The following is a 14,622-nucleotide window of genomic DNA, read 5'->3' on the forward strand; positions in this document are numbered from 1 at the left end:
TACCGCCCGGGCTCTCAGGGCTTGCGGGCGACTCCCGCGTACACCGTCACGATGCCTTTCTCCTGCAGCTCCACGTCCTCGGGGTCCGGCCGCCAGCCGCTGACCGGTATCACCCCGGGGCCCAGCAGCTCCAGGCCCTCGAAGAAGCGCGAGAACTCGGCGAGCGAGCGGGGGAAGAAGGGCGTACCGCTCTGCCGGAACAGGGCGGAGGCCTGCTGGACGGCCCCCGGGAGAAGGTCGGGCGTGACCTGTGACAGGACGAGGTGGCTGCCGGGCGCGAGCGCCTTCACATAGCGCGCGATCAGATCGTGGGCCTCGTCGCCCAGGTAGTGGGTGAGCGCCACCAGCGACAGCGCGACCGGCTGCCCGAAGTCCAGGGAAGCGGCGGCGCGGGCGAGAATGACGTCCGGTTCGCGGACGTCACCGTGGACGTACTCGGTGGTGCCCTCCGCGGTGCCGCGCAGCAGGGCCTGGGCGTGCCGCAGCACGATCGGGTCGTTGTCGGCGTACACCACGCGGGCCTCGGGTGCGACGCTCTGCGCGACCTGGTGCAGGTTGGGCTCGGTGGGGATGCCGGTGCCTATGTCGAGGAACTGGCGCACCCCCGCCCGCGCCAGGGCCCGGGTCGCCCGGTGCATGAACCGCCGGTTGGCGCGGGCCCCGCGCCGCACGCTCGGGTCGACCGCGAGGATCTTCTGGCCCAGTTCCTCGTCCACCGGGTAGTTGTCCTTGCCGCCGAGCCACCAGTCGTAGACCCGCGCGGGGTGGGGCCGGCTGGTGTCGAGGTGGGGGAGCGGCGTCTCGGGGCCGGGCGTCATGCGGTTGCTCCTCGGATCGGTGCGGGGTCGGATAAGGGTCAGCAGCTGTCACGGAACCGCTGGAGGATCTCCCGGGTCCGCTGGACGGAGGCCGCCTTGGCGGCCATGTGGTCCAGCACCTCCAGATGCAGGGCCACCTCGGAGCGCGCGTCCAGGTACAGGGCGCCGGTCAGGTACTCGCTGTACACCATGTCCGGCAGTTCGGGCGCGCCGAAACGGAACAGCACGAAGGGCGTGTACGTCCCCGGGTGCGGGCCGGAGGCGAACTCGGCGATCTGCAGGGTGATCCGCGTGTTCTCCATGGCGTCGAGCAGCCGCTCCACCTGCCGGCGCATCACCCCGGGACGGGTGGACGCCGGGCGGCGCAGCACCGTCTCGTCCATGATGACCCAGAACCGCGGGGCGTCCTGACGGTCCAGCAGTTCCTGCCGTGCCATACGCAGCGACACATGCCGCTCGATGTCCTGGGGGCGGACCTGCCCCACGGTGCCGGCCTCCAGCACGGCACGCGCGTAGTCCTCGGTCTGCAACAGCCCCGGCACGAAGTGCGGTTCGTACGAGCGGATCAACGACGCGGCGCCCTCGAGGCTGACGTGCAGGGAGAACCAGTCGGGCAGCACGTCGTGATAACGCTGCCACCAGCCGGGCTGGTTGGCCTCCTCCGCGAGGCGCACGAAGGAGGCGATCTCCTTCTCCGGGACGCCGTAGGTGGCGAGCAGCACCTGCACGTACGGGATCTTCAGGGCCACTTCGGCCATCTCCATGCGGCGCACGGTCGCCGTGGCGACCCGCAGTACCTGGGCCGCCTGCTCGCGCTTGAGCCCGGCCGCCTCCCGCAACTCGGCCAGCCGCCGCCCCAGAACCACCTGCCCCACGGTGGGCGCGGCCCGACGCTCACTCACGCCACGCCTCCCCTGCGTGTCGAAGGAGTCGACGACCGGTGGTCGAGGACTGGGGGCAGTCTGGCATGTTCGAACGAAAGTCTCAGGGCGTTGGCCGGACTGGTGAGGCCGATGTGCCTGATGAGGCTGATGTGACGTCAGGATCGCGTCGAATGCGGAGTCGAATGCAGATACGCGGCCGTCGCGGGGTCCGCGGGAAGGAACGTCTCGATGGCCAGCTCGGCGACCGTCACATCCATCGGGGTGTTGAAGGTCGAGATGGACGAGAGGAAGGACAGCACCCGCCCGTCGTGTTCGATCCGCATCGGGAGCGCGAAGTACGGGACGGACGAAGCCTGTTCGTCCTCACCGCCCGCCCTGTCCGGCACCGGATACGCCGCCACCTCCTCGTGCAGCGCGCGGAGCGCGTCCGAGCGCTGCAGCGCGATCTGCCGCTCCATCTGAGCCAGCAGGTGTCCGCGCCAGGCGCGCAGATTGAGGATGCGTGGCGCCAGGCCCTCGGGGTGCAGGGTCAACCGCATCGCGTTCAGCGGCGGGGCCAGCAGCCGCCGAGGGACGCCTTCCAGGAGCATCGCGATGCCCTGGTTGGCCGCCACCACGTCGTACGTCGCGTTCACCACCAGGGCCGGAAACGGCTCGTAGGCGCGGATCAGTCGTTCGACTCCCGCCCGCAGTGCCTGGATCGACGGGTCGTCCAGGGGGGTCTCGGGGTAGTGCGGGGCGTAACCGGCCGCCAGCAGCAGCGCGTTGCGCTCCCGCACCGGAACGTCCAGGTGCTCGGCGAGCCGCAGGACCATCTCCTCACTGGGGCGTGAGCGGCCCGTCTCGACAAAGCTGATGTGCCGCGCCGACGAGCCGGCGCGCAGCGCCAACTCCAGCTGGCTGACCCGCCGCCGGACCCGCCAGCCGCGCAGCAGCGGGCCCACGCCCTGGTCGGAGGGGATCGGTGCGGAGACGGGCACAGCCGCCTGGGCGGTGGTCATACCGAGACCGTAATCGAGGAACGGGGCGAGCACGGAGCGGGCGGGGCGCGCGGCCGTACGGCGGCGTGGCGCGGGCATGCGTCACGGGGGCCCGCGCCGGGGATGTGACAGGGTGTGGGCCGAACCCCACGGCATATGGAAGGAGCCAGGTCATGAGTGTCGAGCCACTGTCGAACAAGGAGATCGAGGACCGGCTGGCGGAGCTGCCCGGCTGGTCGCTGCAGGGCGACCGGATCGCGCGCTCCTTCTCGCTCCGCTCCCACTTCGCGGCGACCGCGATGGTCGTGCACATCGCCCAGGTGCAGGAGGAACTGGACCACCACTCCGACCTCACTCTCGGCTACCACACCGTGTCCCTCACCATCAACACGCACAGCGTGGGCGGAGCGGTCACCGCACTCGACTTCGACCTGGCCCGCCGGGTGGAGGAGCTGGCGCCCGCGCACGGCGCGCACTGAAGGGGGTGCGCAGGGCCGACGCCGCCCCGCCGTTTTGCTGTGACGGCAACAGAGCTTGCTCCGCCGGGGCGCGTCGGCGCAGGGTGACCGCATCGGATCGGACCGGGCCCGAGCGGGTCGGGGAGAAGGGGCGGATCACCATGACGCACGAGCTGCATCAGCACGGTCACCAGGAGCAGCACGGCCATCACGGCCATCACGGCCCCGGTGGTACCGACATCGACTGGGCCGTGATGGCCCCGATGCTGGAGACCAACGCGGAGCTGTCCACCCCCTTGTACCGGCAGGTCATGGAGTGGCTCGCGGACCGGTCGCCGCGGCCCGGTGTCATCGTGGACATGGGCAGCGGGCCGGGAGTGGTCTCCTGCCTCTTCGCCGAGGCGTTCCCGGGCGCGCGGGTCGTCGCGATGGACGGCTCCGAGCCCCTGCTGGAGCGCGCCACCGCCCGTGCCGCCCGGCTCGGGTTCGCGGACCGCTTCGACACGATCGCCGGTGAACTGCCGGGCGCGCTGGACGCGCTGGAGGGGCCCGCCGATCTGATGTGGGCCTCCAACAGCCTGCACCACCTCGGTGACCAGCGTGCGGCCCTCGCCGCGTTCGCCGCGCGCCTGGCGCCCGGTGGCACGCTGGCCCTGCTGGAGGGCGGGCTGCCCCCACGGTTCCTGCCGCGGGACATCGGCATCGGGCGCCCCGGGCTCCAGACGCGGCTGGACGCGGTGGAGTCGCAGTGGTTCGCACGGATGCGGGACGAGCTGTCCGACGCCGTCGCCGAGACCGAGGACTGGCCCGCACTGCTGTCCGGTGCCGGTCTGAAGCACACCGGCACCCGCAGCTTCCTGCTCGACCTGCCCGCCCCGGTCACGGACCAGGCCCGCACCTTCGCGGCCGACACCCTGACCCGGCTGCGCGAGGCGCTCACCGAAGGTCTCGACCCCGAGGACCTCGCCACCCTGGACCGTCTCCTGGACCCCGAGGACGCGGCGAGCGTGTACCGGCGCGCCGACCTGTTCGTCCTGAGGGCCCACACGGTCTACACGGCGATCCGCCCCGCCTGAGCCTCCGGGCGCCGGACCTCCCGACGCGTTCCCGCGTCCCGTACCGAACCGGCCCGCGCTCGTGAATCGGGCCACCGATCGGTGCCCCGTCGCCGGCAGCGGTCGGCACGGGGGCGCCGGGCCGGCCGACACCGCCGGTCGGCCGCGCCCGGCGCTGTGGCCCGGCCGGTGTCCCCGGGATGCCTCCGGCCGCCGCCGCCGTCCGGTTCGGCCCGGTCCGCTGCCACGGACTGCTCCCCGCATGCCGGCCGCCCACGCTCCTGGGCGGCAGTACCCGCCCGAGTGGCCGGTGGGGCGCCCGCGCCGCCGACGGGGACACCGGGCTCCTGGTCCCGGTCACCCGCCGTCGCGTGCGACGGACTTACGTCCCCACCGCACGCGACGGGTCCGCCCGGGCCGGGCGCGGGACGTCAGCCCATGTCGAACGTCGCCGGGTCCGGGCCCAGGCGCCGGTCCTCGTTCAGCGCGCTGATGGCCGCCAGATCCTCGGTGTCCAACGAGAAGTCGTAGACCTCGATGTTCTCCCTGATCCGGGACGGGGTCACGGACTTGGGGATCACGACGTTGCCGAGCTGGATGTGCCAGCGCAGCACGATCTGCGCCGGGGTCCGGTTGTGCTTCTGCGCGATGGCGACGACGGCGGGGACGTCGAGCAGGCCCTTGCCCTGACCGAGCGGCGACCAGGCCTCGGTCCTGATGCCCTGCTCGGCGTGGTACGCGCGTGCCGCGTTCTGCTGGAAGTGCGGGTGCAGTTCGACCTGGTCGACCGCCGGGACGACGGAGGTCTGCTCGAGCAGCGCGGCCAGGTGCTCCGGCTCGAAGTTGGAGACGCCGATCGCCCGCGCGCGCCCCTCCTCGTAGATCTTCTCCAGAGCCTTGTACGTCTCCACGAACGTGTCCCGTGAGGGAAGCGGCCAGTGGATCAGGTACAGGTCCACATGGTCCAGGCCGAGCTTGTCCAGGGACAGGTCGAAGGCGCGCAGCGCGGCGTCGAACCCGTGGTCGCTGTTCCAGAGCTTGGTGGTGACGAAGAGTTCCTCGCGCGGGATGCCGGAGGCGGCCACCGCCCTGCCGACACCCTCTTCGTTGCCGTAGATCGCGGCCGTGTCGACGCTGCGGTACCCGGCTTCCAGCGCGGTGGCGACCGCGCTCTGGGCCTCGTCGTCCGGCACCTGCCAGACACCGAAGCCCAGCTGGGGCATGGCGACACCGTTGTTCAGGATGATCGGGGGGACCTTGCTGCTCACGTGCTGATGACCCTTCGGTCGTCGGTGGTGCTGACTCTGACTCTCACAGCCATGGTCATCGATCGGGGAACGGCGCGCACGTCCGACCTGCCGACACGCCGGGCGGGGCAGGGTGGTACCGAGGGGATCACGCCCGGTACAGCGCGTCCACCTCGTTCGCGTACGCGTTCTCGATCGCCTTGCGCTTCAGCTTCAGCGACGGTGTGAGCAGCCCGTGCTCCTCGGTGAACTGGTGCGCCAGGATGCGGAAGGTCCGGATCGACTCGGCCTGGGAGACCAGCGTGTTCGCGGCGACCACGGCGCGCCGCACCTCGGTCTCCAGATCCGCGTCCCGCACCAGCTGCGCGGGAGACATCCTCACCTTGCCGCGCATCTGGAGCCAGTGGTCGACGGCCTCCGTGTCGAGGGTGACGAGGGCGGCGATGTAGGGCCGGTCGTTGCCCACGACCACGCACTGGGCGACGAGCGGATGTTCCCGGACCCGCTCCTCCAGCACCCCGGGCGAGACGCTCTTGCCGCCCGAGGTCACCAGGATCTCCTTCTTGCGCCCGGTGATGGTCAGATAGCCGTCCTCGTCGAGGGTGCCCAGGTCTCCGGTGGCCAGCCACCCGTCGTGCAGGGTGCTGTCCGTGGCCTTGGGGTTGTTGAGGTAGCCCTGGAAGACATGGCCGCCGTGCAGCCACACCTCGCCGTCGTCGGCGATGTGCACGGAGGTGCCCGGGATGGGCTGGCCCACGGTGCCGTACCGGGTGCGCTCGGGCGGGTTCGCGGTCGCCGCGGCCGTCGACTCCGTCAGCCCGTAGCCCTCGTAGATGTGGATGCCGGCGCCCGCGAAGAACAGCCCCAGGCGCCGGTCCATGGCCGAGCCGCCGGACATGGCGTGCCGCACCCGGCCGCCCATCGCGGCGCGGATCTTGGTGTAGACGACCTTGTCGAAGAACTGGTGCTGCATGCGCAGACTCGCCGTCGGCCCCGGCCCGGTGCCCCACGCCTTCGCCTCCATCGCGTCGGCGTACTTCACGGCGATCTCGACCGCCTTCTCGAAGGGGCCCGAGCGGCCCTCCTTCTCGGCCTTGCGGCGGGCCGCGTTGAAGACCTTCTCGAAGATGTACGGCACGGCGAGGAAGAACGTCGGCTTGAACGAGGCCAGGTCGGGCAGCAGAGCCGCCGCGTTCAGCTGGGGCTGGTGGCCGAACTTGACCTTCCCCCGGACCGCCGCGACCTGCACCATCCGCCCGAAGACGTGGGCCAGCGGCAGGAACAGCAGGGTGGTCGCCCTGTCGTCCCTCTTGGAGTGGAAGACCGGTTCCCAGCGCTCCAGCATCGTGTCGGCCTCGAACATGAAGTTGCCGTGCGTCAGGACGCAGCCCTTGGGGCGGCCGGTGGTGCCGGAGGTGTAGATCACCGTGGCCGTCGAGTCGGGCGTGACCGCCTGCCGGTGCCGGTGCACCACCTCGTCCTCGATGTGCCCGCCGGCGTCGTAGAGCTCCTGGAGGGCGCCCGCGTCCAGCTGCCACAGGCGACGCAGCTGGGGCAGCCGGTCGATGACGGTGGCGATCGTCATCGCGTGGTCCTCGTGCTCCACCACCGCGGCCGAGACCTGGGCGTCGTGCAGCATCCAGAAGACCTGCTCGGCGGAGGAGGTGGGGTAGACGGGCACCACGTGGGCGCCGATCGTCCAGAGCGCGAAGTCGAAGAGGGTCCACTCGTAGCGCGTACGGCACATGATCGCGACCCGGTCGGCGAACCGGACGCCCTGGGCGAGCAGGCCCTTGGCGAGAGCCAGTACCTCGTCGCGGAACTCGGCGGCGGTCACGTCACGCCAGTTCCCGTCCTCGTCCTTGCGTCCGAGGGCGACTCGTAGCGGATCCTCCTGGGCATGGTCGTGGACGACATCGGCCAGACCGCCCACCGGTGGCGCCGACGCCAATGGAGGGTTGGTGAACTCGCGCAATCCCCGGCTCCTTGTGGCGCTCCGCACAGCGCCGTGAAAGCTACCCCACCGCAGGGCCGGGCGGGAGGGGGTGAAATCCTCGGTACTCCCCGTAAACGCCCAGGTCAGTAGCGGAAAATTGGTGCATGTCGGGCGCTTTGGGGCAGGATTCGCTACGGGAGCGTAGGTTGCGAGCCTGCAATCTCCACGGAATCTGTACGGGGCGCTTACCGGGGGTGGGCAACCTACCGGCAGGTAGCGTCATCCGGGTGCGCGGCTCGGGGCTCCGGAGTGTTCCGTACCTGGCCGGCTCGGGGAGCATGCGGGGCGCACAGGGGTGCAGCGGGGGCGTACCAGGGGGCGCGCAGGATGCGCGCCAGCCGCACCCGGGGCCCGACGCGGCACCGCCGTCGGCTCCGTGTCGCCGTCTCCGTCAGCCCCGGGTCGCCGTCTCCGTCACCGCCGCCGGCGCCGTGGGCGTCCGAGGGGTCCGCGGCGACCGCACCAGGACCAGCACCAGGGCGCCCGCCACGACCCCGGCCACCCCCGCGGCGCCCAGCGCCGCGTCCAGGCCCGAGGCGAAGGCGCCGCGCAACGCCTGCTCGGAGAACCCGGGGCGCAGCGCCCTCGCGCCACCACCGGCCAGCGTGTGCGCCGCCTCCGACGGCAGTGTGTCGCGCATCCGGGTGGTCAGTACGGTGCCGAAGGCGGCCACCCCGAGCGCGTACCCGAGCTGGCGTACGGTGTTCGCGGCGCCGCCCGCCATGCCCGCCCGCTCCGGAGGCACCGAGGTCAGGGCCGCGCCGGCGACCGTGGGGGACACGAATCCGGTTCCGATGCCCACCAGGACCAGCCCCGGGACCAGCGCGGTCCAGTCGCTGCCCGCCGTCAGCACCGCCTCGCAGAAGCAGCCCGAGCCGATCAGCAGCAGCCCGCCGCCGACGGTCAGCCGCGCCGGCGCCCCGTGCAGCAGGCGACCGACCAGGACCGCGACCAGCATGGCGGCGGCCGTCAACGGCAGCAGGGTGAGCCCGCCGTGCACCGGGCTCATGCCCAGCACGGTCTGCGTCCAGATCGACAGGTACGGCGTCACCCCGAACGCCACACCGCTGAAGGCGAGGGCTCCCGCCATCACGCCCACGAACGCCCGCTCCCTCAGCAGGGACAGGTCCAGCAGCGGGTGCTCCGCCCGGCGCTCCACCAGCACGAAGCAGATCAGCGTCAGCGCCGCCGCCATGAACGCGGCCAGCGTGCGCGTCGACGTCCAGCCGTCCTTCCCGGCGTGCACCACGGCGTAGGTCGCGGCTCCGGCGAAGCACGCGAAGTAGAAGGTGCCCGCCCAGTCGATCCGCAGCGCGTGCGGCCCGCGCGACTCGGGCACCTTCCGCAGGGTCAGCCACACCGACACGACACTGACCGGAAGATTGACGAAGAAGATCCACCGCCAGCCGGGGCCCTCGGTCAGCACGCCGCCGAGCACCGGGCCGACCGCTGCCGCCCCACCGCTGACCGCGCCCCACACGCCCAGCGCCGTCGACCGCTGCCGCCCCTGGTAGACCGAGCCCAGCAGGGGCAGCGTGGTCGCGAACATCGCCGCCGCCCCGACACCCTGCAACCCCCGGGCGACCACCAGCGCGCCGGGCCCCGAGGAGAGCCCGCACAGCAGGGAGGCCAGCGCGAACAGCACCACGCCGGTGACATGGACGCGGCGCCGCCCCAGCACGTCGGCGGCCGCGCCGGCGCCGAGCAGCAGCGCCGCCAGCGCGAGCGCGTACCCGTCGACCACCCACTGCAACTGGCTCAGCGACGCCTGAGACTCCCGGGCCATGTCCGGCAGCGCGACGACCACGATCGTCACGTCCAGCAGCAACATGAACGTGCCCAGGCACACCGCTGCGAGAGGACCCCATGTACGCATCGCCCGATCGTGACACGGAGTCAGAACCCCACCTCCCCGACACGCGAACCCGGGCCCGCGCGATGCACGCTCCGGGAGGCACGGGGCACCGCCGATGGGTGAAGACCGGAACCCGAGCCGCGCCCGACCGTCGCCTGGAGGCCTGGAGGGCGAGGGCCCGGGGCGGCGGTGGCATGCCCGCCGGGACCGCCGGGACCGCGCCGGGACCGTCCGACGGGCGCCGGGACCTCCGACGGCGGCGGCTCAGTGGCGGTGCAGGCGGTCCCCGCTGGCCAGGATCGCCGCCGCCAGGGCCCGGCCCGCACTCCGTGCCCGGCCCGGCCGGTGTCCGTGCACCAGGACGAAGTCGATCTCACCCAGCTCGGGCAGGCCCGCCCGCTCCGGAACGCGCACCAGCCCCGGCGGCACCAGCCCACGGGAGTGCGCCATCACACCCAGCCCCGCCCGGGCCGCGGCGATCAGACCGTTCAGACTCCCGCTCGTGCACGCGATGCGCCACGGGCGGCCCTGCTCCTCCAGGGCCTCCAAGGCACGGGCGCGGGTGATGCCCGGCGGGGGATAGACGATCAGCGGCACGGGCCGCTCCGGATCCAGGCGCAACCGCTCCGCGCCGATCCACACCAGCCTGTCGCGCCAGACCAGCTCGCCGCGCGGGTCCTCGGTCCGCCGCTTGGCCAGCACCAGATCGAGCCGGCCCGCCGTGAGCAGCTCGTGCAGCGTGCCCGACAGCTCGACCGTCAGCTCCAGATCCACGTCCGGATGGTCGTACCGGAACGCCTCCAGGATCTCCGGCAACCGGGTCAGCACGAAGTCCTCCGAGGCGCCGAACCGCAGTCGCCCACGTGGCCGCGCCCCGCTGAAGTGCGCCGTCGCCTGCTCGTGCACCTCCAGGAGCCGCCGCGCGAAGCCGAGCATCGCCTCCCCGTCCTCCGTCAGCTCCACGGAGTGGGTGTCCCGGGTGAACAGCTGCCGACCTGTCGCGTCCTCCAGCCGCCGCACATGCTGGCTCACGGTCGACTGACGCAGACCCAGCCGTCGCGCGGCCTGGGTGAAGCTCAGCGTCTGGGCCACCGCGAGGAACGTCCGCAGCTGCGAGGGGTCGTACACGGAGCCAGGCTATCGCGGACCATGATGACAGTAAGAATGGTGTGCGGGATTCCCGATGGCCCGCCCCGGGGGAGACGATGGGCTGGTAAGACCGCACGCACACGAGAACGACGTAGTGGAGCACCGTGACACGCCCGCACTGGCCGCGCTGGATGCCCGTGGACCCGTACATCCTCCTGCTGCTGGGGACCGTCGGGCTCGCGGCCCTGCTCCCGGCACGCGGCACGGCCGCCGACGTGGCGTCGGGCGCCTCCACGGCGGCGATCGCCTTCCTCTTCTTCCTGTACGGGGCCCGCCTGTCCACCCATGAGGCGCTGGCGGGCCTGCGGCACTGGCGGCTCCACACCACGGTCCTGGCCTGCACGTTCGTGATCTTCCCGCTCCTCGGACTGGCCGCGCGAGGCCTGGTGCCCGTCCTGCTCACGCACAACCTCGCCACGGGCCTCCTCTTCCTCACCCTCGTCCCCTCCACCATCCAGTCCTCCATCGCCTTCACCTCCATCGCACGCGGCAACGTCCCCGCGGCGATCTGCGCCGGCTCCTTCTCCTCCCTCGCCGGAATCGTCCTCACCCCCCTGCTCGCGGCGCTGCTGCTCGGCAGCGGTGGCGGCGGCTTCTCCGCCGACTCGATCGTCAAGATCGTGCTGCAACTGCTGGTGCCGTTCCTGGCGGGACAGCTGCTGCGACGCTGGATCGGGGGGTTCGTCACGCGGCACAGGAAGGTGCTCGGGCTGGTCGACCGCGGCTCGATCCTGCTGGTCGTCTACAGCGCCTTCAGCGAGGGCATGGTGCAGGGCATCTGGCACCAGGTGAGCCCGCTGAGGCTGGGCGGCCTGGTCGTCGTGGAAGCGGCACTGCTCGCCGTGATGCTCGCCCTGACCTGGTACGGCGGCCGGGCGCTGGGCTTCGGCCGCGAGGACCGCATCGCGATCCAGTTCGCCGGCTCCAAGAAGTCCCTCGCCTCCGGGCTGCCCATGGCGAGCGTGCTGTTCGGGGCGCACGCCTCCCTGGCGGTGCTGCCGCTCATGCTCTTCCACCAGATGCAGTTGATGGTCTGCGCGGTGATCGCCAAACGCCGCGCGCACGACGCACGGCAGCGCGACGAGGTCCGCCGCGGCCGGCTGACGGGAGACAACGTCCCCTCGTGACCGTCGGTCGCGCCCCGTCAGCCCAGGGCGGTCGCTGTCAGCCCCGGGCGGTCGCCGCGCTCAGCGCGACGCGTTCCTCGCCCGCGTAGATGTTCATGGAGCTGCCCCGCAGGAAGCCCACCAGGGTCAGGCCGGACTCCGCGGCCAGGTCCACGGCCAGTGACGAGGGTGCCGAGACCGCGGCCAGCAGCGGAATGCCCGCCATCACGGCCTTCTGCGCCAACTCGAAGGAGGCCCGGCCCGAGACCAGCAGCAGGGCGCGCGACAGCGGCAGCGCACCGCTCTGCAGCGCGCGCCCGACCAGCTTGTCGACCGCGTTGTGCCGGCCCACGTCCTCACGGATGTCGAGCAGTTCGCCGTCCTCGCTGAACAGGGCCGCCGCGTGCAGGCCACCGGTGCGGTCGAAGACGCGCTGCGCCGCCCGCAGCCGGTCGGGGAGGCTCGCGAGCAGTTCGGGACTCACCCGCACCGGGGGAGTGTCGGCGATGGGCAGGCGGGCGGTGGTGCGGACCGCGTCCAGACTGGCCTTGCCGCACAGGCCGCACGACGAGGTGGTGTAGACGTTGCGCTCAAGGGTGATGTCCGGGATCACCACGTCCGGCGCGGTCGTCACGTCCACGACGTTGTACGTGTTCGACCCGTCGGCCGTCGCGCCCGCGCAGTAGACGATGTTCCGCAGGTCCTCGGCCCGGGCGAGCACCCCCTCGCTGACGAGGAACCCGACGGCGAGCGCGAAGTCGTCGCCGGGCGTGCGCATGGTGATCGCCAGTGGTTTGCCGTTGAGCCTGATCTCCATCGGCTCTTCCGCGACAAGGGTGTCCGGCCGGGTGGAGACCGCCCCGTCCCGGATGCGGATCACCTTGCGTCGTTCCGTGACTCGTCCCATGTTCCGATCTGCCCCGCCTCGACGTCCCGATGCCCTGGCCCTCATTGTCCTCCACGTCCACCACGGGTGGAGTCGAACCGGCATGCGAGAGGTCGTCGGGTGTCCGAGGATCTGCGGGAAGCCGACAATACGGGCGCCCCTTTCCTGTCGCTTCACCTGCCGTGCTACCCGCGAGTCACTGTTCACACTGGTGAACCAGGCTCCGCACGGCACCGAGGGGGACCCACCATGCACGGCTCGCGCATCGCCGCCGTCGGCCACTACCAACCCGCCAAGGTTCTCACCAACGAGGACCTGGCGGGCATGGTCGACACCAGCGACGAGTGGATCATCTCGCGGGTGGGCATCCGCACCCGCCACATCGCGGGTGCGGACGAGCCCGTGGACGAGCTGGCCGCGCACGCCGCGGCCAAGGCGTTGGCGTCGGCGGGCCTGGCACCCGGCGCGATCGACCTCGTCGTGGTCGCCACCTCCACGGCCATCGACCGCTCCCCGAACACCGCCGCCCGGGTCGCCGCCCGACTCGGTATCCCGTCACCGGCGGCGATGGACGTCAACGTGGTCTGCGCCGGCTTCACCCACGCGCTGGCCACGGCCGACCACGCCGTACGCGCGGGCGCGGCCACGCGGGCCCTCGTCGTCGGCGCCGACAAGATGTCCGACGTGACCGACTGGAGCGACCGCACGACATGCGTCCTGGTCGGCGACGGTGCCGGGGCCGCGGTCGTCGAGGCCTGCCCGCCGGGGGAGGAGCCCGGGATCGGGCCGGTGCTGTGGGGTTCGGTCCCCGAGATGGGCCACGCGGTACGCATCGAGGGCACGCCCGCGCGGTTCGCCCAGGAGGGGCAGAGCGTCTACCGGTGGGCGACCACCCGGCTGCCCCCCATCGCCCGACAGGTCTGCGAACGGGCCGGCACCGCGCCGGAGGACCTCGCGGCCGTCGTCCTGCACCAGGCCAATCTACGGATCATCGAGCCGCTCGCCGAGAAGCTGGGCGCGGTGAACGCGGTCGTCGCCCGCGATGTCGCGGAGTCGGGGAACACCTCGGCGGCGAGCATCCCGCTGGCATGGTCGAAGCTCGTGGAGCGCGGCGAGATCACCGGCGGCGACCGGGTGCTCCTCTTCGGCTTCGGCGGAAACCTGTCGTACGCGGGCCAGGTCGTACGCTGCCCGTAGCCGCCCCGGCGAGGCCGGCCGCCGGACGGAAACGCAGGTGAAAGCCACTCCGAAAGCTTGGTATTGTTGTCGTGTCGCCGCGGGGAAGATCCCGGCCAGGCGGCACACCTGGTCCGGGTGGCGGAATGGCAGACGCGCTAGCTTGAGGTGCTAGTGCCCTTTATCGGGCGTGGGGGTTCAAGTCCCCCCTCGGACACCAGCTGAGACCCCACGTCACGTGGGGTTTTCTGCGTTCCAGGACTGCTTCCGCGCTCCGTCCTGGGGTAGCCCGGCGAGTGATCGTTCGTGACTTTGCTGTGCCTCCCGTCGTGGATATGGAGGTCATCGGACAGGTGCAGACGGTTACGCATGGTGCGCCACCGAGCCGACACGTTCTCGGGGGTCCTGTCGGCCGCCTGCCTCGCCCCGGTAGAGCTTGAAGCCGTCCCGGGCGGAAACCAGATCATGATCGACCCAGGCGGAGCCGAGACGTGCCCGCTCGGCGTCCTGGCGCTGCTTCTGCCAGTTCAGCATTCGAGCGATTCGGGGAACAGGTCACCACTGCCAGGGACAGATACGAGGGGCGTTCCAGGTAGAAGCCGTACGACACGTCACCACCCGAGCGCAGTTGTTCGGCAGCACTGTTCACCAGCCGCGCCAGACGGGTCGTGTCGCGCTCCCTCTCGGAAGCGAACCGGGGCGCGTACTCGGCCAGCCGCTCACCGAGCCATGATGCGGCCTCCTTCGCCTCGCCCCATGTGCCACGCAGGAGGGAACGGGGCTTGATGAGCCAGTACGCCGTTTCCAGGGGCGGGCAGGTCGACGGTCGGGAACTCTGCCGCCACCTCGCGGTACCGCTGGATCAGCTCCGGTCTGCTTCCGGCAGGGGGACGCTCAGGATGCGGGGGCCGTCGCAGCGCCTCCTGGTCGAAGCGCGCCTTCAGGCCGGTCCATCGCACTCGCCGGACGGCTACGCCACGAGCGACCGCGTCACGCACTGCGTCATGCCAGC

13 protein-coding genes, 1 tRNA gene and 1 pseudogene are annotated in these 14,622 nt (G+C 71.7%); 5 read left to right on the plus strand and 10 right to left on the minus strand.

Going from position 1 to position 14,622, the window contains the following annotated elements:
* Window positions 1-14 precede the first annotated feature (14 nt).
* The 3 genes from AB0C59_RS11950 to AB0C59_RS11960 all read right to left on the minus strand — a co-directional run bounded on the left by AB0C59_RS11950 (window position 15) and on the right by AB0C59_RS11960 (window position 2,703).
* Complete coding sequence (locus AB0C59_RS11950) at window positions 15-818, minus strand: SAM-dependent methyltransferase (RefSeq protein WP_363003263.1); 804 nt, start codon at window positions 816-818, stop codon at window positions 15-17.
* 38 nt (window positions 819-856) lie between these two features.
* Entirely contained in the window at window positions 857-1,720 is an 864-nt protein-coding gene (locus AB0C59_RS11955) for a helix-turn-helix transcriptional regulator (protein WP_363003265.1), read from the minus strand.
* A gap of 137 nt (window positions 1,721-1,857) precedes the next feature.
* Window positions 1,858-2,703, minus strand: a complete 846-nt coding sequence (locus AB0C59_RS11960) for a helix-turn-helix transcriptional regulator (RefSeq protein ID WP_363003267.1) — start codon at window positions 2,701-2,703, stop codon at window positions 1,858-1,860.
* Window positions 2,704-2,855: 152 nt separating this feature from the next.
* On the opposite strand from AB0C59_RS11960, the gene AB0C59_RS11965 reads away from it, so the two are divergent.
* Entirely contained in the window at window positions 2,856-3,161 is a 306-nt protein-coding gene (locus AB0C59_RS11965; RefSeq protein ID WP_363003269.1) for a 4a-hydroxytetrahydrobiopterin dehydratase, read from the plus strand.
* Window positions 3,162-3,301: 140 nt separating this feature from the next.
* A complete protein-coding gene (locus AB0C59_RS11970; RefSeq protein ID WP_363003271.1) occupies window positions 3,302-4,216 on the plus strand; it encodes a class I SAM-dependent methyltransferase in 915 nt (304 codons plus the stop codon).
* 410 nt (window positions 4,217-4,626) lie between these two features.
* Here AB0C59_RS11970 and AB0C59_RS11975 read toward each other — a convergent pair whose 3' ends face one another.
* From AB0C59_RS11975 to AB0C59_RS11990, 4 genes are all read right to left on the minus strand, one after another.
* The gene (locus tag AB0C59_RS11975) at window positions 4,627-5,463 is read right to left on the minus strand and encodes an aldo/keto reductase (protein WP_363003273.1); all 837 of its coding nucleotides are present in this window, start codon (window positions 5,461-5,463) and stop codon (window positions 4,627-4,629) included.
* Window positions 5,464-5,590: 127 nt separating this feature from the next.
* Window positions 5,591-7,417 (minus strand): AMP-dependent synthetase/ligase, encoded by a 1,827-nt coding sequence (locus tag AB0C59_RS11980; RefSeq protein ID WP_363003275.1) that lies wholly within the window; start codon window positions 7,415-7,417, stop codon window positions 5,591-5,593.
* A gap of 412 nt (window positions 7,418-7,829) precedes the next feature.
* On the minus strand, window positions 7,830-9,314 hold the full coding sequence (locus tag AB0C59_RS11985; RefSeq protein ID WP_363003277.1) for an MFS transporter: 1,485 nt from the start codon (window positions 9,312-9,314) through the stop codon (window positions 7,830-7,832).
* 243 nt (window positions 9,315-9,557) lie between these two features.
* On the minus strand, window positions 9,558-10,421 hold the full coding sequence (locus AB0C59_RS11990) for a LysR substrate-binding domain-containing protein (RefSeq protein WP_363003279.1): 864 nt from the start codon (window positions 10,419-10,421) through the stop codon (window positions 9,558-9,560).
* A gap of 125 nt (window positions 10,422-10,546) precedes the next feature.
* On the opposite strand from AB0C59_RS11990, the gene AB0C59_RS11995 reads away from it, so the two are divergent.
* Complete coding sequence (locus AB0C59_RS11995; RefSeq protein WP_363003281.1) at window positions 10,547-11,569, plus strand: bile acid:sodium symporter family protein; 1,023 nt, start codon at window positions 10,547-10,549, stop codon at window positions 11,567-11,569.
* Between the two features lie 37 nt (window positions 11,570-11,606).
* On the opposite strand, the gene fdhD is transcribed toward AB0C59_RS11995, so the two are convergent.
* Window positions 11,607-12,455 carry a formate dehydrogenase accessory sulfurtransferase FdhD gene (fdhD, locus tag AB0C59_RS12000; protein ID WP_363003283.1) on the minus strand — a complete coding sequence of 283 codons (849 nt, stop codon included), beginning with the start codon at window positions 12,453-12,455 and terminating at the stop codon, window positions 11,607-11,609.
* Between the two features lie 228 nt (window positions 12,456-12,683).
* On the opposite strand from fdhD, the gene AB0C59_RS12005 reads away from it, so the two are divergent.
* Together AB0C59_RS12005 and AB0C59_RS12010 are read left to right on the plus strand one after the other, a co-directional pair.
* On the plus strand, window positions 12,684-13,631 hold the full coding sequence (locus AB0C59_RS12005; protein WP_363003285.1) for a beta-ketoacyl-ACP synthase III: 948 nt from the start codon (window positions 12,684-12,686) through the stop codon (window positions 13,629-13,631).
* Between the two features lie 111 nt (window positions 13,632-13,742).
* Window positions 13,743-13,830: transfer RNA gene (locus tag AB0C59_RS12010), tRNA-Leu, on the plus strand.
* 143 nt (window positions 13,831-13,973) lie between these two features.
* Here AB0C59_RS12010 and AB0C59_RS12015 read toward each other — a convergent pair.
* Window positions 13,974-14,144, minus strand: coding sequence for a hypothetical protein (locus AB0C59_RS12015; RefSeq protein ID WP_363003334.1), 171 nt, complete (start codon window positions 14,142-14,144; stop codon window positions 13,974-13,976).
* Window positions 14,074-14,569: pseudogene (locus AB0C59_RS12020) on the minus strand (hypothetical protein). Before AB0C59_RS12020 ends, AB0C59_RS12015 begins: the two are co-directional and overlap by 71 nt.
* Window positions 14,570-14,622: the final 53 nt, after the last annotated feature.

The sequence above is a fragment of the Streptomyces sp. NPDC048664 genome (assembly GCF_040650555.1).
Lineage (GTDB): Bacteria > Actinomycetota > Actinomycetes > Streptomycetales > Streptomycetaceae > Streptomyces.

Coding starts and splice junctions, on each gene's coding strand:
- AB0C59_RS11950 (WP_363003263.1), bottom strand. CDS start 818: ATGACGCCCGGCCCCGAGACGCCGCTCCCCCACCTCGACACCAGCCGG.
- AB0C59_RS11960 (WP_363003267.1), bottom strand. CDS start 2,703: ATGACCACCGCCCAGGCGGCTGTGCCCGTCTCCGCACCGATCCCCTCC.
- AB0C59_RS11965 (WP_363003269.1), top strand. CDS start 2,856: ATGAGTGTCGAGCCACTGTCGAACAAGGAGATCGAGGACCGGCTGGCG.
- AB0C59_RS11970 (WP_363003271.1), top strand. CDS start 3,302: ATGACGCACGAGCTGCATCAGCACGGTCACCAGGAGCAGCACGGCCAT.
- AB0C59_RS11985 (WP_363003277.1), bottom strand. CDS start 9,314: ATGCGTACATGGGGTCCTCTCGCAGCGGTGTGCCTGGGCACGTTCATG.
- fdhD (WP_363003283.1), bottom strand. CDS start 12,455: ATGGGACGAGTCACGGAACGACGCAAGGTGATCCGCATCCGGGACGGG.
- AB0C59_RS12005 (WP_363003285.1), top strand. CDS start 12,684: ATGCACGGCTCGCGCATCGCCGCCGTCGGCCACTACCAACCCGCCAAG.
- AB0C59_RS12015 (WP_363003334.1), bottom strand. CDS start 14,144: ATGCTGAACTGGCAGAAGCAGCGCCAGGACGCCGAGCGGGCACGTCTC.